The organism is Nocardia takedensis NBRC 100417 (genome assembly GCF_000308695.1).
Taxonomy (GTDB): Bacteria; Actinomycetota; Actinomycetes; order Mycobacteriales; family Mycobacteriaceae; genus Nocardia; species Nocardia takedensis.
Genome location: NZ_BAGG01000061.1, coordinates 278,775 through 301,778 on the forward strand (window position 1 = coordinate 278,775; position 23,004 = coordinate 301,778).

The following is a 23,004-nucleotide window of genomic DNA, read 5'->3' on the forward strand; positions in this document are numbered from 1 at the left end:
CACTTGTGGTGTTCGGGATTTCTGAACATACTGAACCTCGTGTCCACACCAGCCGACTCCGGCGCGCCGATTCGCGCGGCCCGTCGCGCCGCCGGTCTCACCGCGCGCGAACTGGCGGCGCGGATCGGGGTCAGCGCGGCGACGATGAGTGCCGTGGAGAACGGCCGGACCGGGGTGTCGGTCACCCGGTTGCGCGAGATCGCGGCCGCGCTGTCGGTGCCCGCCGCCGCACTGCTGGCCGGATCGACCGCACCCGCCGAGCCCGCGCAACCGGTGCGCGAGGTGGCCCAGTGGCGAGTGTTCCCCGCCCTCGACATGGACCCCGTCTTGGACGCGGCGGTCGCCGCCATCGTGGAGACGGGCTACCACGGCACCACCATGCGGGACGTGGCGCGCCGGGCGAATATGAGCGTGCCCGGCATCTACCACCACTACCAGGACAAACAGCAACTGCTGGTCCGCATCCTCGACGTCACCATGGACGAACTGCACGGACGCATCGCGGCGGCGCGCGCCGAAGCGGGCACCGGCGTCGAGCAGGTGGCCGTGATCGTCGAGGCGCTGGCCCTGTTCCACACCCACCGCCGCGCCTTGGCATTCATCGGCGCGAGCGAGATGCGCAGCCTCACCGAGGACAACCGCAGGCGCATCGCCGAATCGCGCAACCGGGTCCAGCGCACCCTGGACGACGCCATCGACCGCGCCGCCGCCGAAGGCGCGCTGCGCGGCGCGGCGCCGGGCAGCGCGCAGTTGCGGACGGCGGGCCGGGCCATCGCGACCATGTGCACGTCACTGCCGCAGTGGTTCCGCCCCGACGGACCCGCCACACCGGAGCAGATCGCGGGCGACTACGCCGATTTCGCGCTCGCGCTGCTGGGTGGCGAACCGCGCGGGGGAACCCCGGCCAGCGCGCAGAGATAGGTCTGCGACTGCTCGGGATCGGTCAGGAAAGAGAAATGGCCGCCGCGGTGGGTGTAGCGGCGGAAGGTCGACCGGGTGTGGGCCGACCACGCGCTGACGCCCTGCGGCCCGGTTTCGGTGTCGAGCGCGCCGCGCAGCGCGAAGATCGGGCAGTCCACGGTGTGGTCGACGCGGGCGCGGTAGGTCTCCACCAAGCGGTAGTCCGCGCGGATCATGGGCAGCAGCAGACGGGCCAGACCGGGCTCGGCCAGTGCCGCGCCGGTCCGGGGGGCCAGATCGGCGAGATGGCGGGTCAACGCGCGGTCGTCGGCGAGATGCCACCGGCCGGGAGCGCCGAGGGCGGGCGCGTCCGCCCCGCTGACCACGATGCCGTCGAGGACCAGTCCGGCATCTTCGAGAACACGCGCGGTCTCGAACGCGACGTAGCTGCCCAGGGAATGCCCGAACAGGATGACGTGGCCGGCACGCGCGCGGGGCAGGATCGCGGTCGCGCACTGGTCGGCCAGGTCGAGCAGCGAGGCCGGATACGGATGGTCCAGCAGCATGTCGCGGCCCGGATAGGTGAGTCCGAGCATCGCGAAATTCGACGGCAGCGCACGGGCCAAGGACGTGAAGAAGCGCGGACTGCCGCCGGCGTGCGGGAAGACGTACACGGTGATCGGGGCGTCGCGGCGCGCGGGGGTCAGCGGATCGATGCGGACGGACATGGCGGGCTCAATTCCTCGGCGGTGATCACCAGCGGGGGCGGCGGGGGGTAGACGGTCGGCGGACCCGCGGCGGCGGTGACCTCGGACCACAGGCGCGCGGCGCGAACGAAACGGTGCGTCAGCGGATTCCGCCGTTCCCGGATCGCCTCGGCGAATTCCGCGACGGCGTGTCGCACGGCGGCGGGCCACAGGTCCCGGACTATCTCGCCCGCGGTGGGTTGGTGGCCGGGGCCGACCTGCCGCACGACGGCCGAATCCGGGAGGGCGCGCGGGTCCCGTGGTCGCCAGTGGGTGGGTCCGTGGGTGTGGGCGAGGGCGAGTTCGCCCGCGTCGGTCCCCACGGTGATCTCGTGCAGCAACCTCAGGTGGTTGTCGGGGTCGCGGGCGCACAGGGTGTTGTCGATCCGCACGTCGACGGTGATCTCGTCGAGGGTCAGGCGGACCTCGGTGAACGGGGCGGCCGGGCCGAGCGAACCGACGACCCGCGCGGGGTGCAGTCGCGGGACGATCTCGGACAGCACGGTGAACAGCGGGAAGGCGACGTGGACGGCGGTGCGCGCCTGCACGTAGCGGATCGGTGTGCGCGCGGCGAGTCGTCGTGCCGCCGTGACGAAATGGCGGACCGGTGCGACCGAGCCGTAGAAATCGTTCACGCCGTAGCGGACCCGGTGGCGGTGGGCGATCGCGGCCAGGCGCAGCATCTCCTCGGCGTGCACGGGTTGCTCCTGCAGGACGTGGACGCCGCGGTCGAGCAACCGCTCGCAGATGCCGCTGCCGACACCGCCGACGATCGCCGAGCGGACCACCACCACGCCGATGTCCACCGGGGGCAGGGCGTCCAGGTCGGTGTGGAACGGCAGGCCCAGGCGGGCGGCCAGGTCACGCGCGGGGCCCGCGCCGGTGCCCGCCACACCGATCAGCCGGACCGGGCTCCCGGGGCCGGCGAGGGCATCGACGTAGACGCCGCCGAAGGTGCCGCCCACCACGATCGCGGTCGGGGGCGTCACAGCGATCCCCGGTCGTGGTCGGGTTCGCCGGCCTCCAGGGTGATCCGCAGGCCGGGGACCAGCCGCAACCGTGCGGTGAGCTCGGCGGCCCGTGGCAGCGACCACAGCGGGTGCAGGCCGGGCGGCGCGGTGGTCGCCGTCCGCGCGGCCCACGCCGTGATCGCCCCGGTGACGGCATAGCTGTCGCGGGCGTTGAGCAGGTAGGCCGCGTGTTCGTCCCCGCGATCCGCTCGGGCGAACAGCGTGAAATAGGGGTCGCGGCCGAACAGGTCCAGGTGGGCGGCGGCGCGGATCCGCTCGACCGCCGCCGAGGCGTCCCCGTCCAGGCGCCCGAGCGCCCGTTCGATCGCCGGATGGTCGGTGACGTTGAACCATTCCAGGTCCGGGATCGCGAAGCGCTCCGCGACGGCGACGATCTCGTCGTCCAGGTGGGCGTGTCCGCGCGCGGACGGCGGGAAGATCGCGCGTGGCGGATCCCCGATCTCGCTGGGCCGCACCCGGATCGGTGTGTGGTCGCGCAGCACCGCCGACCGACCGTCGGCGGCCTCGGCGAGATACTCCGCGACCGCCGCGGCGGTGAGCGGTTGCAATCCGCCGCACCACGCGCGCACACGGTCCGCGCCGCCGAGGAATTCGGCGAGGCCGCGCACCGCGAGCCCGGACAGTCCCGGTTGCACGCCGGTCTGCACGACGGCGACGGCGTCGTGCGGCATGTGCCGCCGAATCCGTTCCATCGTCGCGCGATTGAGCCCGGGATCGACGTAGGCCGCCCCGCAGAGCATGACCACCGCGGCCACCGACCGGCTGAGCCGGTGCGAGGGTCCGGCGCAGTTCACCACGACGTCGGCCCGCTTGGCCAGGTCGAGCAGTCGCGCGCCGTCGGTGGAGATCGCCGCCAGGTCCAAGCGTTGCTCGGCGACGCGAACCCCGGGCGCGCGCAGCGCCCGGTGCGCGGCCGGATCGCGCCCGGCGAGGGTGATCGTGACCTCGGGGTCGGCCGCGAGCGCGTCGAGGCAGGCGCTCCCCACCGCGCCGGTCGCGCCCAGCAGCAGGACCCGGGTCGTCACGAGCGGACTCCGTTGTGCCACCGTGCGTTCAGCACGTCCGCCACCGCCCGCGCGTTCGGCGGTTCCAGGCAGTCGAAATGGGTGCCGTCGATCTCGGTGATCGTGAGTTCCCCCAAACAGAACTCCCGCCAGAACTCGGTCATGTCCTCCCCGAGCGTCGGCAGGAAGTGGATCTCGCCGCGCTGACGCAGGAAACAGATGTCGCCGAGGTAGGGTTCGCGGGCGCTCCTGGCGACGGCGCGCAGACTGTGGGTGAAGGTGGCGCGCAGATCCGTCAGGGTCCGCGCGGTCCAGTCGGGGCCGAGCGCTCCGGACGCGGCGAGGGCGGCCATGCGGTCCGCGCCGGGCGAAGGCCCCTGGGCGAGCGCGGGCAGCGCTCCCCGCAACGCGCCCGGCGGCAGGACGGCGGCACGAGTTTCGCGCGCTCGGGTGAACGCGTCGACGATCGCCGCCTCGGGCGCCGCGATGCCGAGGTCCGCGGTGCGCACGCCCATGATCTGCGCGAAGCAGTAGTCCAGGGCGTCCTCGTCCTCGATCTCGATCGGCACGCGATAGGAACTGACCACGGTGACGTCGGCGACCGCGACACCCGATTCCTCCAGGCGGCGGGCGATCTCCACGGCCAGCAGTCCGCCCATGCAGTAGCCGAGCAGGTGGACCGCGAGGGGGCGGCGGTCCGCGATCGCCTCCGCGTACCGGCCGGCGAGGGTGGTGAACAGATCCTCGGGCGGGATGTCGGCGTAGCCGTCGCCGGGCGACCTGGACAGCCCGTAGATCGTCGGAACCGATTCGCGCCCGGTCAATTCCGTGAGCAGCGCGTGGTACGGTCCCAGGCCGCCGCTGCCGTCGTGCACCAGGACGACGACCGGTCCGGCGTTCGCGTCGGGTGGGCCGTGCAGCAGTCGCAGCGGGGAGATCTCCGGTGTCGGAACCGATGCCGTCCCGCCGCCGATCGCTCGGCGCGCGCCCGTGAGCGTCGGATCGGTGACCATCGCGTGCAGCAGTTCGTCCCACGCGGCGTCGGCCGCTTCGGCGATGTCGCGGCGGATGCGGCCGATGGCCTGGGCCAGCAGCAGCGAATCGCCGCCGAGAGCGAAGAAGTCGGAGTCGGGGCGCAGCGCGCCCGGGTCGGGCAGGCGCAGGATCTCGACCCAGATCCGGGCGATCCGCTGCTCCAGATCGTCCAACGCGCCGGCCTCGGCGGGACGAAGGGTCTCGGCGTTCTCGCGGGTCGCGCGGTCCAGCAGTTCCCGGATCGCGGCTCGATCCACTTTGCCGTTGCCGGTCAGCGGCAGCGCCGACAGGATCGCGACGTGCGTCGGAATCATGGCGGCGGGCAGCGTGTTCCGCACCCGTCGGAGCAGATCGTCCGGGTCGATCGCGGCGGCGGGGGAGACCTTCGGACACCAGAACAGATGTTGCCCCAGCCTTTCCAGCGCGTCGCCGCGGGGCGGGTAGGTGTCGGGCGTGCCGAAAGGCGAGGCGTCGAGCACCGATTCCCACTGGGCGAAGGTGAGGAACGGCGAGTCGGTGCGCAGATCGCGGAAGGCGTCGAGGCCGTCCTTGAATTCCATCGAGATCATCAGCGCGGGGTTGACGGAGGTCGAGTCGAGGAAGGCCAACGCGCCGCCGGGGGTGAGCAGTCGTTCCAGCGCACGGAGACGGTCGGGGATGTCGGTGGCGTTGTGCAGCACGTTCGCGCACACCACGAGGTCGAAGCTCGATTCGGTCAGGCCCTGGGCGAGCGGGTCGAGATTCAGGTCGAACAGGCGGTAGGTCACCGTGTCGTGGTCGGCGAGGGCTTCGCGCGCGCGGTTGAGGAAGAACGTCGAGATGTCGGTGAAGGTGTAGGCGTGGTGGACGCCGTGCGCGCGCAACGCCGCCACCAGCACGCTGCTGGTTCCGCCCACCCCCGCGCCGACCTCCAGGACGCGCAGCGGGCGGTCCGGGGTGCGCGCCCGCGCGAACCGCAGCACCTCGGCCGTGAGTATTTCGTGCAGGTAGCGGCTCAGCAGGTTGTCGCGGTAGGCGGCGAGCGCGGTATCCGTTCCGCCCTCGGGGAACAGCAGGGCCAGCGGATCGGTGCCGCCCGTCAGCAGGCCGGGCAATTCGGCGACGCACCGGCCGACGTAGGCCAGCAACTCCGGCCCGTAGTCGACGGCACGGCCCGCCGCGTCGGCCGACGCCCACCGGGCTTCGGCCTCCGCGATCGTGAGGGTGGCGGTCAGCGCGAAGGTGTCACCGTCCGCGGTGGCCGCGCCGTCGGCGACCAGGACCTCGAGCCAGCGCCGCAGCAGACGGTGGTGCGCGGGCGCGACCGCCATGTCGGCGGCGATCCGGTCGAACGCGCGTGGCCGATCGTGGCCCAGCACCGGCGACAGCGCGGCGATCATCGCCCCGCGCGCCGCGTGTTCGGCGGCTTCGGCGAATTCGGTGACCGCCGCCGCGTCCAGTCGCGCGGTCGCGACGCGGTGCGCCTCGCGCCCGGCCGCGCGGACCTCTTCGCGTATCCGCGCCCGGCGGCGCATCTCGGTGTCGTCGGCCGCCGCCGGGGTGACGGCGACGGCGAGCCTGGGATGGTGGCGGTCACCCAGCACGCACGCGGCCGCGCTGTCCACGCGCTCGTCCGCGCCGAAAGCCGCCTCCACGTCGAGCAGTTCGATACGGTGCCCGTGGATCTTCACCTGCCGGTCACGCCGCCCGAGCAGTTCGAGGACGCCGTGCTCGTCGTGCCGTCCGAAATCGCCCGTGCGATAGCGTCGTTCGTCCCCGAGGGTGACGAAGGACGCGGCGGTCCGATCGGGGTCGCCGAGGTAGCCGTCGGCCAGACCCGCACCGCCGAGGTGGATCTCACCGATCTGCCACGGGGCCGCCTGTTCGCCGCGATGGGTGAGCACCCGCGCGCTCTGGCCGCGCAGGGCCGTGCCGTACGGGACGCTGCGCCCGTACACCCGGTTCTCCAGCGGGTGCTGGACCGACCAGATCGCGGCCTCGGTCGCGCCGCCGAGACTCCAGGCCGACGCGTTCGGGGCCGCCGCGGCGAGTTCGGCGGGCTGGGTGACCGGAATCCAGTCCCCGGACAACAGGACTCGCCGCAGTCCGGTCGACGGCGCGCTCGCCCGCGGGTCGAGTCGTCGGTGGTCGAGCAGCAGGCGCAGTTGCGCGGGAACCGAATTCCACACGGTCACGCCGTGCTCCTCGATCGCGCGCCACCACGCTCCGGGATCGGCGCGGTTCGAGCCCTCGGGGAACACCACCCGGCCACCGGCCGCCAGCATGCCGAAGATGTTGTAGACCGACAGGTCGAAGGTGTGCTGGGAGACGGCCAGCACCGCGTCGGACGCCGTGATCGCGCAGCGGTCGTTGATGTCGTCCAGCGTGTTGACGACGGCGGCGTGCCCGAGCACCACGCCCTTCGGGACGCCGGTGGTGCCCGAGGTGAAGATCACGTACGCGGGGTCGGTGTCGAGCCCGGTCACACCGAGGTCCAACGGAGACGGCACCCATGTCGCCGGGTCGGCGAGCAGTGCGGCGATCGGCCCGTCCGGTGCGATCTCGGCGGCCGGGCGGGCGAGGTCACGGATGCGCGCGACCCGTGCTTCGGGCCAGCGCGTGTCCAGCGGGATGTAAGCGGCGCCGGCGAGCAGGACACCGATCAGTGCCGCGACCTGCGGTGTGCCCGCGTCCATGCGGACGCCGACCCGGTCGCGCGGGCGGACCCCGACACCTCGCAGGTGCGCCGCGACACGCTGCGCCGCCGACGCCAGTTCGCCGTAGGTCACCCGCGACCGGCCGTGGTTCAGGGCGACGGCGTCGGGGGCGGCCGCCGCCCGTTCGAGAAATCCGGTGTGCAGCAGGTGCGGTGTCCGCCGTGCGGTGGCCTTCGAGGTGAGCGGCGGTGCGACGGCGGGCAGCAACGGCTCGTCCCAGACGTCCGGCCCGGTCGACAGCGTGTGCAGCACGGCCCGGTAGTCCGCGAAGGCGCGGTCCAGCACCGCCGACGGGATCGCGCCGTCGCGGGTGTCCCAGGCGAGGTCCAGACCCGCTCCGGTCTCGGTGACCTGACAGTCGAGCAGGACCTGCGGCGTCTGACTCAGTCCGCGTTCGACCACGGGGCGCAGCAGTGGCGAATCCTGGTCCGCGCCCGCGATTCCCAGCGTCGAGGTGAACACGACCGGTGAGCGTCCGCCGCGTCCGCCGTCGCGTTCGGCCAGCATCCTGAGCACCTGCACCCCGCTGACGCCCGCGTGGTCGAGATCGTCGAACACCCGCGCGCCGGCTCGACGGGCGGAGTCGGCGAACGGTTCTCCGCACCGGACGTCGAGTTCCAGGACGCTGGTTCCGGTGAAGTCGCCGACGAGGGTGTCGACGGCCTCGACGAACCGCTGCCGGTGCGCGGTCGTCAACGTGATCGTGAAATGGTCGCTGTCGGCGTAACGTCCGAGCACCCGGCCGAACGCGGCGACGAGCGCGGCGGTGGGAGTGATCGACCGCCGTGCCGCCCGCGTGGTGAAGGTCCGCCACGACTCGGCCGGCAACCGCAGGGCGCGTCGGGTGAATCGCGGTGCGCCGGTCGGTGTGTCGGGTACGAGCGGCAAACTCGGCGGGGCAGGCATGGCGGTGACGCGCGCACGCCAGTACCGCTGGTCCCGGTCGATCTTCGCCCGCCCCGCCGGTGTGCGCGTCCGACGCTCGACGTTGAGCAGATAGTCGCGAAAAGTGAACTCCGCCCGCGGTAGCTCGGTGTCCGGCTCGCGCAGGCAGCGCTCGAAGTCGCGCAGCACGAGTCCGATACTGCGGAAGTCGGCGATCAGCAGATCGATCGAGAAGTGCACGACGGTGTTCTCGGGCCCGATGGTGACGACCACCTCGAACATCGGTCCTTCGCCGGGCCGGTGGACGCGGTGCGCGAGCCGGTCCGCGATCCGGGCGCGCAGCGGGCCGATCACCTCGTGCTCGTGGACGGTCAGGCCGGTCGGCGCGTCCGGTGTGCCCGCGCCGAGGCCGATGCGCTGGTGGCCGTCGGGATGCACGACACAGCGGAGCATGGCGTGGCGGTCCAGGACGGCGTGCCAGGCCCGGCGGAAGTCGGCGGCGCTCGGCGTCGCACCGGACGGTCCCGGGACGACCTCGCATTCGGCGTACCCGTGACAGCCGGTCCCGCCCCAGTCGTAGGCGTCGGTGCGCCCGAGCAGATACGAGGCCTGCACGTCGGTGAGCGGGAACGGGTCCGCGTGGTGCGCGGGATCGGTGACGGGCGCGGACTCGGCGGTCAGCAGGGCCATGACCTCGGACTTGCCCGCCGCCAACGCGGCTCTCGACTCGTCGTCCAGCGCGCCGCGCGGCGCGGACCAGCGCAGGTGCGGTCCGTCGATCCACAGGCGGACACCCGCGTCGCGCAGGCTCCTTACCAGTTCGGTGGTGTTCACAGGGTTCCCTCCTCGAGGTCGTCGGCTCCCGCCGCTGCGGCGGCGTGTTCGACGGCGTCCGCGAACGCGCCGATCACCGGGTGGGTGAGCATCATGCGCAGCGTCGCCGCCGGGGTGATCTCGCGTTGGACGCGGTCGACGACCGCGGTGGCGGTGACCGAATCGCCGCCGATCTGGAAGAAATTCGCGTCGAGGTCGATCGTCGGGCGACGCAGCGCGGCCGCGCAGATCTCGGCGACGCGTCGGGCCGCGGTCGGGGCTGCGGGCCCTGTCGCCCTCACCTGCTCGACCACCTCGCGGAGTCCGTCGGCGGCCCGGTCGGGCGAAATCGCCTGGGTGACATGATCCCAGGACAGCCGCAGTTCGCCCCGTTCCTCCCAGACCTGGAAATCCAGCAGCACCTGGGGCGTCTGCGAGCGGGCGAACACCCGCTCGCCGAAGGAGAATTCGGCGTCGGTCAGTCCGGGAAGACCGAGGCCGCCGGTGAACACGACCGGATAGATCGCGACCTCGGGGCGGCCGTGCCGGGCGAGCAGTCGCCGTCGCAGCCACACCGCGTCGACCGCGCGATGCGGGAGGTCGGTCATCAACTGGCTCTGGACGGTGCGCGCCAGGGTCCACGGATCGGCCCCGGGGTCGACGCGACATTCGAGCAGGATCAGCGAGGTGAAATCGCCGATGACGCGGTCCAGGCCGGCCGGTCGGTCGAACAGGGTGACATTCAGACAGAAGTGCCGCGCGCCCGACCAGCGCGCCAGCACCAGCGCGTAGCAGGCCAGCAGCAGCGCCGAGGGCGTGAGTCCCGTTGTGCGGCAACGCTGGGTCGTCGCCGCCCAGGTCGGCGCGTCGAGGCGGGCTTCGACACGGTCGAAGCGCGGGTGCTCGATCGCCGACAGTCGCGAGGCGGGGATCAGCGGCGGTGCGAGCGGGAGTGTCGGGACACGGCGCGCCCAGTATTCCTGTGCCGCGGACAGGTCCGGGGCGTCTGCCGAAGCCACTTGTCGGTGGGCGTACCGCGCGAAGGTTCGGGACAGTGCGGGCAAGTCGGGATCTCGGGAACCGTAGAGCCGATCCAGATCGGCCAGCGCGAGGACCATACTGGCCCCGTCGAGGAACAGGTTGTCCATGCTGACGCCGATCAGCGCGTGCCCGGAGTCCGGGTCGAGAACTTGGACGCCCACGTCGAGTCCGGGGCGAACGGTGAGGTCGATGACCTGCTCGCTCATCTCGGCGCGGACGTCCGCGACGATCCGGACCGTCGGTTCCAAGGGGTCGGCGTGGATGACGGCGGTGTGGTCGCGCAACGTGGTGCGCAGGCCGGGGTGGCGGCGGATCAGCGCGGTCACCGCCGCCCGGAATCGGGGGAGGTCCAGATCGGTGCACGCGAACTCGAAATAGCAGTGGGCGGCCACTCCGCCGAGCAGGTGATCGGGATGCCGTCCTCGGGCATACGCCCGCTGGATCGGTGTGAGGGGGTAGGAGCTCGGTTCGGGAGCGGTCGCCGAATCCGCGAGTGCGCCGGATGTCGGCGACAGCGTCACGGCGGTGCTCGCGGCGGGCGGTGGGGGCGGCGTGACCAGGGTGGTCGTCGGTGGTTGGTCAGGGGCGATGGTCGCGGCGTCCGGGAACGGCGTCGGGTCGAGTGGGGCGGGGTCGCCGAGCTTGGTGGCCAACTGATGCAGAACGGGGTGGTTGAACAGGTCGACCATGGCGAGGTGGGGGAAGCCGGCAGCGCGTAGCTCGGTGTAGAGCGCGGTCGCGGTCAGGCTGTCACCGCCGAGCAGGAAGAAGTCGTCGTCGCGGGCGGGACGCACACCCAGGTGTCGATGCCACAGGTCGGTGAGAATCCGCTCGGTCGGGAGGGAATCGGCGGGTGCGGCCTCGGTCGGCGCGGATGCCGACGGGACCGGGATCTCCTGCGCGGCGGCACGGGCATAGACGACCGATGCCGCCCCCAGCGGATGCGAGTGCGTGAGGACCCACCCCGCGTCGGTCAGCAGTTTGTGCCAGTGCGCGAGCGGTGGCGGCGGGTCGTGTACCAGCCCCGGTTCCAGCATCGCCGCGCTGATCAGCGCCGACGGCGTCAGGGCTTGGTTCTCGACCAGCCACAGCCAACCCTCGGGGCGCGCCCGCAGGTCGCGGAGCAGACCCTCCGCGTCACGGAGTCGATGCAAGGCGTTGCAGCACAACACGATGTCGACCGGTTCGACGGTCGCCACCTCGTCGTCGCGCACCTGGGTGATTCCGCGACGACTCCCGTCGGCGGCGATCGCCCGCAGCACCGGATCGGGTTCCACCGCCAGGTATTCCTCGACCACGGGAGCCAAGCGATCGAACAGCAGGGCGCTGCCCGACCCGGTGTGCGCGCCGAGTTCGGCGACGCGCAGGCGTCGTCGCAGATCGCGCGCGTGCGTGAACACCCGGTCGGTCAGTGCGGACAACGCCGCCGCCATCAGCGGGTGACCGAACAGCAGTGCCGCGGGCGAGAGCGTCGGATGGCCGAGTACCGCGTGCGCCGAGGTCCGCCCGGTCACCACGGCGGCCAGCAGTTCGCCCGCACCGAGCGCCGGGCCCTCGACCCGCTCCGGGGAGGCGAGTGCGCGCCAGCGCGCGACCACGGGGCGGTAGCGAGGCGACACCTCGGCGAAGCCGTCGCGCTCGAGCGCCCACAGGGCGGCGGCGATGATCAGCGGCGGCAGGCGGAACTCGTCGTCGGGATCGATCGCAGCCCGAGTCGCGGCGGTCGCGACCTCGGTGAGACGGTCGCGCAGGACGGCCTCGAAGCGGCCGAGGGCGGTGCCGACGGCCGCGGACGACAGGGCGTCGTCGGCGGTGTCCCAGCTGATCGTGATGCCCTGCTCGGCCGTGCGTTCGACCTGGCAGTCCAAGGCGACCCCGGGCGTCTTGGTGAGCGTGCGCACGATCCGCAGCGGACCGGCCTCGGGCCGAGCCAGCCCCAAGGTGCTGGTGAACACGACCGTGTAGGCGCGGTCGCGCTCGGTGCGGTGCGCGCGAGCGATCGAGGCGGTGCGGTCGGCGAGGTGCTCGCGCAGTTGCCGGTGGATGTCCGCGAGGGCGTCCGCCGACCCCGGAGCGCAGCGGAGGTAGTCGGCCTCGCACAGGGACAGGGTGGTGAAGTTGCCCAGGACCTCCCGGTCGGCCGGGCTGTCGTCGGGGCGGTGTGCGCGCGGAATCGACACCGCGAAGCGGTCGCCCGCGCCGCAGGCGTGCAGGGTGTGCGTGAACGCCTCCAGGATCAGCGCGGTCGGGGTCACCCGGGCTGCCGCGGCCACCGCGCGCAACCTCGTGTGGTCGCTCTCGGTGAGGGTGAACCCGCGACGGGTGAAGCGGCCGGTCGGCGGACCCGGGGTGCGCGCCCAAGCGGCGGGAAGCCGGGGCGGCGGCGCGGGAGGACTCCCGGCACTGGACGCGACCGTCTCGTGGGCGGTTTCGGCGAAGCGTCGGAAGACCTCCGCGTCGGCGGCGATCGGCGTCGGTCGCGTCGCGCCCGCGTAATCGGCCCGGATGGCGCTCAGGATCGTGAGGACGCTGCGCGCGTCCAGGCACAGATAGTCGATGGCCAGCGCGACGTGGCGTGGCGCGGGTGTGGCGGCGAAGCAGCGCAGGACCTGGGAGTCGTAGGGCGAGAACGGGATACCGGCAAGATGGTCGAGCAGCGCGTCCGGATCGTCCGGGACATCGGCCAGGATCTCGACGGCCGTCGACGGCGTTCGTGGCTCGATGTACTGGGTGACGTCGCTGTCGAGCCGACATCGCAGCATCTCGAATTCGCGCACGTGGTCGGTGAGTACGCTCCGCAACCGCATCAGGTCGACGACCTCGGCGGCCAGTACGACGATCAGCGTGGTGGACGAGCGGAGCGCACCCCGCAGACCGGTCGCGCCCAGGACGTAGCTCTGTTGCAGCCGGGTCAGCGGGAACGGCGTCGTCGCGGGTGGCGTGACCGCCACGCGGGACGGGGTGAGGTCCGCGCCGGGGACGCAGGTCGCGGCGAATTCGGCGAGCGTGGGCGAACCGAGCAGGGTCTCGACCGCGCCGCCGAGGATGCCGCGCGCGCGGAGCGTCCGGCAGATCTCGGTCGCCCGCACACTGTCCCCACCCACCTCGAAGAACCGCGAATCCGGCGCGACGGTGTTCGGCGCGATCCCGAGCGCCGCCGCCCACACCCGCGCCACGACACGCTGGGTCTCATTCCAGGACACCGAGTTCGACTCCGGCGCTCGACGGTCGAGCAACTCGGCCGCGCCGCGCCGGTCGACCTTGCCGTTGGCGCTGTAGGGCAGCGCGCGCACCCGCCGGTAGACGCCGGGAATCAGGTAGGCCGGTAGCTGCGTGACCAGGTGGGCGCGCAGGTCGTCCACCTCGAAGACATCGTCGGCGACCACCAGGCACCCCAAGGCGGTGCGGTCGCGCAGGGGGACGACGGCCGCGGCCGTGACCCCTGCGAACCCGCGCACGACGTGTTCGACCTCCCCGCATTCCACGCGGTGCCCCCGGATCTTGACCTGCGCGTCGGTCCGGCCCAGGAAGACCAGCACGCCGTCGGGTCGATAGCACCCCAGGTCACCGGTCCGATACCACCGCAGACCCGCCGTGTCGGCCACGAAGCGTTCGGCGGTCAGGCCGGGGTCGCCGCGATACCCCTCGGCGACGCCCGCGCCGCCGATCCACAATTCGCCCGGAACATGATCGGGCTGGTCACGTCCTTCGGCATCGACCACCCGGTACCGCTGATTGGTCAACGGCACGCCGTACGGGATGGACTTCCACTCGGGATCGATGTCACCGACGACGAATTCGTTGGACCAGATCGCCGCCTCGGTCGCCCCGCCCATCGCCACCAGTCGCGCCGTCGGCGCGTGACGGCGCAGCGCGGCGGGCAGATCGAGGGGAATCCAGTCGCCGGACACCAGCACTCGGCGCAGACACCGCAGCGCGGGACGGTCCTCGGGCACGGTCAGCAGCAGCATCTCCACCAGCGCGGGCACCGAATTCCACACCGTCACCTCGAAGATGCGCACCAGATCACGCCAGCGGAAAGCGTCGCGCCGCGCCCCTTCGGAGATCGTCACGATCGTCGCGCCGCGGGCGAGCGGGCCGAAGATGTCGTAGACGCTGAGGTCGAAGTCGAGCGCCGAGAGCGCCAACAGCACATCGGTCTCCTGGATTCCGTTGCGCGCGTTCACGTCCGTGACCGTGTTGAGCGCGGCGGCGTGGGAGACGACGACGCCTTTGGGTTCCCCGGTGGAGCCGGAGGTGTAGAGGAGGTAGGCGGGTTGCGCCGGGGAGACCCGGACCGGTGCGCAGGGCTCGCCCCGCCACGCTTCGGCGATCGGATGGCAGATCAGGTCGTCCTCCGCCGAAGCCGTCCAGGTGTCGTCGTGGACGAGTCCCCGCATTCCCGAACGCAGGCGAATCCGGGCCGCGCGGGACGGCGGTTGATCGATCGAGATCGGCAGATACACGCAACCGGCCATCAGAACGCCCAGCACGGCGATGATCTGGGCGGGCCCCTTGGGCAACCGGATACCGACGACGGAGCCCGGGGCGTGGCCGCGCCGCACCGACGCGGCGAGCCGTCGCGCGAGCAGATCGAGCTCGCCGTAGGTCAGGGCGGAACCCGGCGACGGGAGCGGCCGCTGATCGTATTCGTCGGGAGCCCAACGGAGAGCGACGCGATGCGGTGTGCGCGCGGCGATTTCGCGGAACGCGTCGTGCAGCAGGCCGGTCGGGCGCGGCGCGGCGGTGGCGTTGCGTTCGGCGCGCACCGACCGCGATCGCTCCGGGATCCCGAGGCGCGGCCGGTCCGCGAGGTCGCCGCGGGCGAGCGAGTCGATCAAGCCGTTGTACGCCTCGAACATGTCCTCGACGAGCCCGGCCGGGAATCGCCCGGCCCGGAAATCCCAGGACAGCACCATCCCGTCGGGCAGCGCGCAGCACTGGTTGTCGATGAGCACCTGCGGGGTCCGCGAGCTGATCTCGCGCAGTGACCCCAGGGTCGCCGCCGTCTCGCGGTCGATCAGCGGGGTGTCGGCCGCGTAGGTGAAGACCACGGGGGACGGCCGTGCCGAGCTGTTCGACAGGACGTAGGGGCCGGCCAGATCCCGGCGCAAGGCGGCTTGGGTCGCCCGCAGCAACTCGGCCCAGGAGTGTCCGGACGGCGCGACGGTCCGGTGCGATCCGAGCAGCGTGAAATCGCCGACGACGTCGGCTCGGGCCGCGGATCGTCCGGAGACGGTGACCGTGACGCGCGCGTCGTCGTTCGTCGACCAGCGCCGGACGACGAGATCGAAACACGTCAACAGCAGCGTCGCCCGGGTGACGCCGACCGTTCGGGCCACGGTCGTCAGGCCGTCGACGGTCGTCGGGTCCAAGGTGCGAGCGAGGCGACGAAACCTCGTCTCGCGCTCGGTGATCTGCGGCAACATCGGGTCCTCGCCCGGAGTGGGGCCCACCGCCGACGACCCCTCGATCTCGGGAAGCGGCGTCGCGACGATCGGGGGCGGAATCTCACCGCGATACAGCGTCGCCAGATCGCGCAGCAGGACGGCGATGCCCGCGATGTCGGTGAGGATCAGATCGATGGCCACGTGCAGGATCGCGGCGTCGGGGGTGACGGTGAGTTCGAGTCGCCAACAGTCCTCGGTCGTGGGATCGAAGCGGTACTCGCGCAGACGCGTCCGCACCGCTTCCAGATGGGCGGACAGATCGGCGGCGGGACGATGGACCGCGAGCGTGGCCGGTGCCGAGTCGGTGCCGATCACCCATTCCTCGGCGGTCGGGAAGCGTCCCCGCAGGATCGGATGCCTGCGGACCAGGGCCGCCACGGCGTCACGGAGTCGGTCGGCGTCCAGTGCGCCGACCAGCTCGAAATAGGTCTGGCAGCCGACACCGCCGAGCGGTTGTCCCGGATCTCGTCCGATCCAATAGGCCCGCTGGACAGGCGTGGTGGGTGTCCGTCGCGGTCGAGTCCCGGGTGGTGGGTCGAGCGTGGCGGCCAGCTCTCGCGCCTCGGCCGACTCGCGCCAGGCCCGGACCGTGGGGCGAGCGTAGAGATCGGCGAAGCGGGGCCGCGCGCCGCGAGAGCGCGCCCACTCGGCGAAGCGGGCGGTCATCGCCGAAGTCATGCCCAGACCGACCAAGTCGGTGTCGTCCCCGAGATCGTCGGGGTGCAGTCCCAGGAGATCGGCCACGAAGTGCCGCGTCTCGCAAGGGGACTCGACCTCGTGAGCCGCACCGGCGATCGACTCCGACGCGGCGAGGGCGGGCAGCGTGCCTCCGGTGAGCATCCCGGCGATCACCTGCCGCCGGATCTTGCCGGAGGTGGTGAGCGGCAGCGTCTTCGGGCGCACCCAGACGATGCGGTCCGGTGCCGTGAGATGCTCGGCGAGCAGTCGGCGGTACACGATCCGCGCCGCGTCCGGCAGTTCCGCGGTGGGCCGGTCGATCTCGGCGATCAGCACCCAACCCGATGCCTCCGTGTCGGGCTGCACCGCGCACGCCGTGCCGATCCCGAGTCCGGTGGCGGCCGCCGTGGCTTCCAGATCCTGCGGATGGTGGTTCAGGCCGCCGACGATGATCAGGTCCCGGTACCGCCCGCACACGTAGAGCTCTCCGTCGTCGCGGAAGCCGGCGTCGCCGGTCCGCAGGAACGGACCTTGTCCGGCGGCGGTCACGGCGCGGAAGGTCCGCTCCGTCGGTTCCTCCTGGTTCCAGTACCCGAGTGGGAGGCCCGGCCCGGCGACCCAGATCTCCCCGATCGTCGCGTCCGCCACCTCCGCGCGGGTATCGGGATCGACCACCCGCACATCCCAGCCCACCGTCGAGTTCCCGCAGCTGACCAGCGTACGACTCGCGGCCGCGTCGGAGACCGCGGGCACCGCGCGTCCCCGGGTCAACTCGGCCGCGACGAAAGACCGCTGCCGCCAGGGTCGACGTTCGGGCGTGCCGGTGACCGCCAGGCCGGCCTCCGCGAGCCCGTACTGCGGCGTCATCGCCGTGGGCGGAAATCCCGCCTTCGCGAAATGGCGGGTGAAACGGTCGAGGGTGTCCGCGCGCACGGGTTCGGCCCCGTTGGTCGCGATCCGCACGCAGCCGAGGTCGAGTGCGGCGACCTCCTCGTCGGTGAACGCCTCGATCGACCGTCGATAACCGAAATCCGGTGCCCCGATCCAGTTTCCCCGCACCTGTGCCACGGTGCGCAGCCAGATCTCGGGTCGTCGGACGAAATCGTGCGGCGCGATGAGCGTCACGCATCCGCCGGCCAGCAGGGGGTTGAGCACGCCCCAGAACATGCCCATGTCGTGGTAGAGCGGCAGCCAACTCACGGTGTGGATCGCCGCTTCGCTGTCCCACATCGCCGCGAGCAGTCCGGCTTGGCGCAGGATCGAGGCGTGGGTGTTCACCACGCCTTTCGGTGAACCGGTCGAGCCCGACGAGTACTGGAGGAAGGCGACCGTGTCGGAAGTGGCGGGCGCGTCCGGGACCGCCGCGCCCGCCGCGCAGTCGGCCGACCGCAGCGGAAGATCGTGCAGCGCGGAGTGTTCGGCGATCGCGGGCAGGAGTTCGTCGGTCGTGTAGACCGAGCCGGGCCGACAGTCGCGCAGCACCCCCTCGGCGCGGGTCAGATACCGATCCGGTCGGTGTGCCGAGGGCAGGTAGATCGGGACGGGCACCGCGCCCGCGCTCAGCGCGGCCAGGAATCCCGCCACGTAGTCGACCCCGCCGGGAAGGACCATGGCCACCCGTTCGCCGATTTCGGCATCGGCGAACGCACCCGTGCGGATTCTGGTAACTCGATCGTGCAGATCCGAATAGGAGTAGGCGCGCACTGTTTCATTCGTCACCGTTCGCAGTGCGATCTCTTCCGGTTTATCTCGCGCGATCGCGACGAAAGTCTCGTGCACCGTGGAAACGGTGTGATCGTGGATCTCTGTCGCGCTCAATTGTCCTCCATGCGCGGTCACAGGCATGCCGACCGAGCGCCGCCGCAATGGCGTCGGAGTTGCGGGTCGATGACCGATGGGCTGATCGGTGGGCAGCCTGTAAGTTACTGCTGAATCAGAGGATAACGGCAGGACTATCACGCGTATGACTTTTGCGGATTGTGACATGTCGTGGCATCGGAGTTCTGCCGCTCAGTTGACCATAGACTCAGTTATTGCAGCTCAGAGTGCATGACCAGCGCTACTCTTTCGAATAGGTGTCACGGGCATCGGTGACAAGGTGTCACATCCCGGAGTGGCAAGATGTGATTGATCATTACTCACACCTCTCGCCTCACTGAATGCGCATGCGTCCCGCCGGGTCCCGCCTCCTGCCCCCGTCGACAGAATTCGGACATCCTTACCTTCGTGGAGTACGCCGCATTCCCGGCGCGAGGTCGGCTCGACCGTGCCGAATTCTGCTTGTTCCCACCTGATCCGCCTGTCGGATCGGGTAAGGTCGACGGACTCCGGGACCCGTCATCGAATCCGATGGACTCCGGTTGCGGGTGACAACCCACAGTCAGACAGGAACTCTCACATGTCGACCGATACGACCGTCGATCCCTACGCCCGTTCCGCGGAATTCTACGACGTGATGGCGGCGCCGCATTGGGAGGCCAAACGCGAGTTCCTCCTCGCGGCGTTGCGCGGGGCGGGACCGATCACCGACCCCCTCCTCGACATCGGCGCCGGCAGCGGACTGTCCACCGTCACCCTCGTCGATTCCGTTGCGGCGGTGCCGATCCACGCCGTCGAACCGTCGGCCGCGATGCGCGCGGCACTGGTCTCCCGACTGCTGGCCCACCCGAGCGCGGCGACGCGGGTCACCGTGCACGCCGAGGGAATCGACGACGTTCGCCTGCCCGATCGTCTCGGGGCCGTGGCGATGATGGGCGTCGTCGGCTACCTGGAACCCGAGGTCCGTCAACAGCTCTGGGCGAATCTGCGGGAACGCCTCACGCCGCGGTCCCCGGTGATCGTGGAGTTCATGGCGCTGTCGGCGCCCGTGGAGGTGCCGGAATTCACCATCGCGCAGCGGCGGATCGGCACGCGGGCGGTCGAAGTGCGCATCGGCGGACGCCCCGCCGCCGCGGACGCGCAGCAGTGGCGGATGCGGTACGTGGTGCGCGAACACGACGAGATCGTCCGCGATTTCACCGCCGAACACCTCTGGCGGACCATCGGCGTCGAGATCCTGGCACGTGAAGCGGCGGCGCACGACATGACCTGCGAACAGGTCAGCCCCATCATCGCGGTGCTGCGTCCGGCCGGGGGCTGAGTCTCGTCGGCGGGGCTGCGGCTCGCGACACCAGAGGGGGCAACGGTGTCTCCGGATCAGGCGAATCGCCGCGGTCGACACACCAGGGCGATGCTGCGCGACGCCTTGGCGGATCTGGTCGTGGAACGCGGCCTGGACACCGTCACGGTGGGGGAGATCAGTGAACGCGCCCGCGTGACGCGCACCGCCTTCTACCGGCACTATCGCGACAAACAGCATCTCGTGGACCAGATCCTCGCCGAAGCCACCGCACATCTGGCGCCGGGCCCCCGCCGGGACACCATCGAGACGGCGCAGTGCTTGCGGCGCTTCTTCGACCACGTCGCCGAGGACGAGAAACTGTTCCGCGCACTGCTGGGTCCCCGGGGCAGCCCCTCGTTCACCGCCGGCCTGCAAGCGGCATTCGTCTCGCTCAACACCTGCGTCACCGCCGCGCCCCGCGCGGCCGATGGCTTGACCCTCGCCGTGCTCGGCGCGATGCTGACACAGACGACGCTGTGGTGGCTCGACAACGACCGCCCGATCCCCTCCGCCGACCTCGCCGCCCGATACCTGGTCATGGTCAACGCCGTTCGCGCCAGAGCCGCAGGCGTCGAGCACGTCCCCGGCGTGAGTACCTGAAGGGTCCGGGACGCCCGACAAGTCGGAGCTCCCTCCGTCAGGTCGTGGCAGGGGGATCTCCGCCGAAGAAGGTCCGGCGAACGGCATCGGCGTTGGGGGCGCGGAGGATTCGGTGCAGGGGTTCGTGCAGGAGGACCAGGTCGGCGGGGGCTCCGAGGCCGAGACGGCGCGGTGGTCCGCCGGGGTTGCCGGTGGGGGCGAGGTAGCGGGCCAATGCGTCTGTCGGGGTGAGGCGTTCGGCCTCGTTGACGATCTCGCCGGTGGCGGTCTCGCGGCCGATCGCCGCCGCGATGACCGCCCACGGGTCGAGCGGGCCGTAGGGGGCGTCGCTGGAGAGCGCTAGTCCGACGCCCGCGTCGGTCAGAGAACGGCAGCGGTAGAGGTCCGGCAGGTCGTCGGGGGCGACCTGGTCGCGATAGTGATCGCCGCGGTCGGCGAGGAAACCGGGTTGGGTCACCACCGTCAGCCCGCGACGGCGCAGAGTCGCGATGGTGTCGGCGGGGATGAGCGCGCCGTGTTCGATGCGGTCGCCGGGCCGGCCGCCCGCCACGTCGAGCGCGGCGAGGGTGAGCAGCAGCGCCTCGCGGCTGACGCAGTGCACCGCCACCGCGCGTCCCCGGTCGTGCGCGTGCGCGAACCGCGCCACGAGATCGTCGAAGTCGGGGAACCCGGAATCCGCGACGACGATCTTGTACGGCCCGACCGCGATGCGCGGCGTGGCCGGTGCGGCGGTGTGTTCGAGCGGTACGCCGAGCAGTCGGACCCGTTGTGGCACAACGCCGTCGGCGGCCGCCGCGACCAATGCGGTGTACGCTCGCGCGTCCAGGTCGGGGGTGGCGTCGGTGACGGCGGTGATCCCGTAGCGGGCCATCGTCGTTCCCAGCGCGCGCAGGTCGGGCGGATCGGCGGGTGGGAGTCGGGTGCGCAACCAGGTGTCCGCGCGCCAGATCCGGCCGGTGGCCCGGCCCGCGTCGTCGCGTTCGATGCCGGCGTGGGTCGCCCGGTCGATTCCGGCCGCCGCCGCGGCGGCGGAGTTGAGAACCCAGAGCGCGCCGCTGCGGTGCTGGATACGCACGGGTCGGCGCGCGTGCAAGACGTCCAGGGCGGCGGCGTCGAGGTCGCCCGCGACGGTTTCGATGTAGCCGACGCCGCGAACCCAACCGTGCGCGTCGCCGGGTGCGGCCTCGAGTGCCGCCGCCAAGGAAGCGCGATCGCGCACCGACGGGGGGCCGCAGCGCACCGAGGCGGCGTCGGCGGCGGTGGCGTGCAGGTGCAGGTGGTGGTCGTGCAGTCCCGGGATCAGCGCGCCGCCCCGTGCGTCGATCACCTCCTCCGCCCCGTCGAGGCGCAGCGACGGTCCGATCTCGTCGACGAATCCGGCACGGACGCGCAGGTCGAGCCCCGGCCTGCCGTCGATCTCCGCATCGCGGACGACGATGTTCACGGCGCGGTGATCCGCAGCGAGGCCAGCACGGACGCGGTGTCCGCCCCGGAGGCGGAAGCCCGACCGGTCGGCGTGCGCGGCGTCGGGGCGGACACCGGAACCGCCCCCGGGCCGGCATCGACGCACCAGTCGCCGCCGCGCCGGACGATCTCGGCGCGCGGTCGCGGCGCGAGCGTCGCGGCGACGACGTCGGTCATCGCCACATCCCACAGCACGCCGCCGTCCGTCGGGCGGGTCATCGCGAGGGCGGCGGCGGTCAAGCCGGTGAGCGGGTCCGCGATCGCGTCACCGACGAAGACCGGAAGCCCCTCGCCGTCGCGCGCCACCAGTCCCGCGCTCGCGGCGACGTCGTCCCCGAAACCGACCCGGGGCGAAGCCCGCCCGGCCGCCGTGATCGACACCCACACCGCGCCCCGCGCCACGGCCGACTCCGCATCCAGTCCGAATCCGGCCAGCGCGCGCGGACGCGACGCCTCGATGACGATGTCGGCGGCGTCCACCAGCGCGGCCAACGCCCGACGACCCCGGGCGTCGGCGGGATCGAGGACCACCGATTCGTGCCCGTAGTGCAGCAGATCGTAGAACTCGGGTGAACCGCGTCGCGCGCCGTCGGGCCGCGAGGGGGTCTCGACCTTGACGACCCGAGCACCCGCCGCGCCCAGCAGATGCGCGCAGAGCGGACCAGCCCACAGCGCGCTGAAATCGACCACCAGCAGCCCCTCGACCGCGTGAGGTCGCAGTGCTCCCGCACCCGAGCGCTTGCCCACCGACGTGGCCCAGTCGGCGATGGCGCTTGTCGGCGGGTGGATCGATGTGGCTCGGTTGGTGATGTCGCTCGTGCGCGGATCGGTCGCCCCAAGGCGCTCGGCCATCGATGCGGCCCGGTCGGCAATGACGCTGGTTCGCGCTCGGGTTGTTTCCAATTGGTGGGTCGGCGTGGCTCGGTCGAAGGGATCGCTGATGTGCGGATCGGTCGCGTCTTGCCCGGAAGTCCGAGTATTCGTATGCGGTTCGACGTCGGCCCGTGGATCGACCGTCCCGGCGGCCAGTCCGAGCAAGGCCGCGCGTTCGGCCAGTTCGGCGCCCGCGTGCCCGCGCGCCCAAGCGGCCACGGCGGGCCACGGGTCCGCCGCCGAGACCGCGCCCCCGATCAGCGCGCCGAGCAGATCCGGATCGTCGGGGCGCGCGCACGACACCGCGGCCCAGCCGTCGGCGGTCGGCAGCAACCGGCAGGCGCCGCCCGCCGAGATCCGGCCCCGACGGCGCAACCCGAGCATCGCCGCGCGTTCGGTGAGCAGACGAGCGCCGTCGACCCCGAGGCTCCCGCGCCCGGCGGCAGCCTCGATCAGGGCCGTCAACTGGCGCGCGCGCGTCGCGGCGGACCCGGGCGGCAGCAGCGGCGGGCCGTCCGCGTGCCCGGTCAGCGCGAGCGCACCCGACTCGGCCCAGTCCACCGCCACCCCGGAGGGCCGGTGCGTCGACGGCGTCGCGGGTGCCATCGCTCGATCGTAGGGCCGGTGC

General features: G+C 71.9%; 10 protein-coding genes. 3 read left to right on the plus strand and 7 right to left on the minus strand.

Translation table 11 applies throughout. From position 1 onward, the window contains the following. Window positions 1-39 precede the first annotated feature (39 nt). The gene (locus ON30_RS13345; protein WP_083911356.1) at window positions 40-921 is read left to right on the plus strand and encodes a TetR-type transcription factor C-terminal domain-containing protein; all 882 of its coding nucleotides are present in this window, start codon (window positions 40-42) and stop codon (window positions 919-921) included. Here the strand turns inward: ON30_RS13345 and ON30_RS13350 are convergent. Genes ON30_RS13350 through ON30_RS36090 form a run of 5 tightly spaced genes read right to left on the minus strand, consistent with a single transcriptional unit; the run spans window position 849 to window position 18,265 of the window. Beyond that, window positions 849-1,628 (minus strand): thioesterase II family protein, encoded by a 780-nt coding sequence (locus ON30_RS13350; protein ID WP_051029271.1) that lies wholly within the window; start codon window positions 1,626-1,628, stop codon window positions 849-851. The genes ON30_RS13345 and ON30_RS13350 overlap by 73 nt on opposite strands. After that, window positions 1,604-2,635, minus strand: coding sequence for a Gfo/Idh/MocA family oxidoreductase (locus tag ON30_RS13355; protein ID WP_245554028.1), 1,032 nt, complete (start codon window positions 2,633-2,635; stop codon window positions 1,604-1,606). Before ON30_RS13355 ends, ON30_RS13350 begins: the two co-directional genes overlap by 25 nt. Continuing rightward, window positions 2,632-3,702, minus strand: coding sequence for a saccharopine dehydrogenase NADP-binding domain-containing protein (locus ON30_RS13360; RefSeq protein WP_040707142.1), 1,071 nt, complete (start codon window positions 3,700-3,702; stop codon window positions 2,632-2,634). Before ON30_RS13360 ends, ON30_RS13355 begins: the two co-directional genes overlap by 4 nt. Continuing rightward, the gene (locus tag ON30_RS13365; RefSeq protein WP_169334907.1) at window positions 3,699-9,131 is read right to left on the minus strand and encodes a non-ribosomal peptide synthetase; all 5,433 of its coding nucleotides are present in this window, start codon (window positions 9,129-9,131) and stop codon (window positions 3,699-3,701) included. The genes ON30_RS13360 and ON30_RS13365 overlap by 4 nt, the downstream gene beginning before the upstream one ends. Next, a complete protein-coding gene (locus tag ON30_RS36090) occupies window positions 9,128-18,265 on the minus strand; it encodes a non-ribosomal peptide synthetase (protein WP_083911357.1) in 9,138 nt (3,045 codons plus the stop codon). Before ON30_RS36090 ends, ON30_RS13365 begins: the two co-directional genes overlap by 4 nt. A 412-nt stretch (window positions 18,266-18,677) precedes the next feature. Here ON30_RS36090 and ON30_RS13375 point away from each other — a divergent pair, with 412 nt between their 5' ends. Together ON30_RS13375 and ON30_RS13380 are read left to right on the plus strand one after the other, a co-directional pair. Then, window positions 18,678-19,418 (plus strand): class I SAM-dependent methyltransferase, encoded by a 741-nt coding sequence (locus tag ON30_RS13375; RefSeq protein ID WP_040707036.1) that lies wholly within the window; start codon window positions 18,678-18,680, stop codon window positions 19,416-19,418. Window positions 19,419-19,463: 45 nt separating this feature from the next. Then, on the plus strand, window positions 19,464-20,039 hold the full coding sequence (locus ON30_RS13380; RefSeq protein WP_218006256.1) for a TetR/AcrR family transcriptional regulator: 576 nt from the start codon (window positions 19,464-19,466) through the stop codon (window positions 20,037-20,039). Window positions 20,040-20,076: 37 nt separating this feature from the next. Here the strand turns inward: ON30_RS13380 and ON30_RS13385 are convergent, their stop codons facing one another. Next, window positions 20,077-21,483, minus strand: a complete 1,407-nt coding sequence (locus tag ON30_RS13385) for an amidohydrolase family protein (RefSeq protein WP_040707151.1) — start codon at window positions 21,481-21,483, stop codon at window positions 20,077-20,079. After that, a complete protein-coding gene (locus ON30_RS41045) occupies window positions 21,480-22,982 on the minus strand; it encodes a CoA transferase (RefSeq protein WP_051029275.1) in 1,503 nt (500 codons plus the stop codon). The genes ON30_RS13385 and ON30_RS41045 overlap by 4 nt, the downstream gene beginning before the upstream one ends. Window positions 22,983-23,004 lie beyond the last annotated feature (22 nt).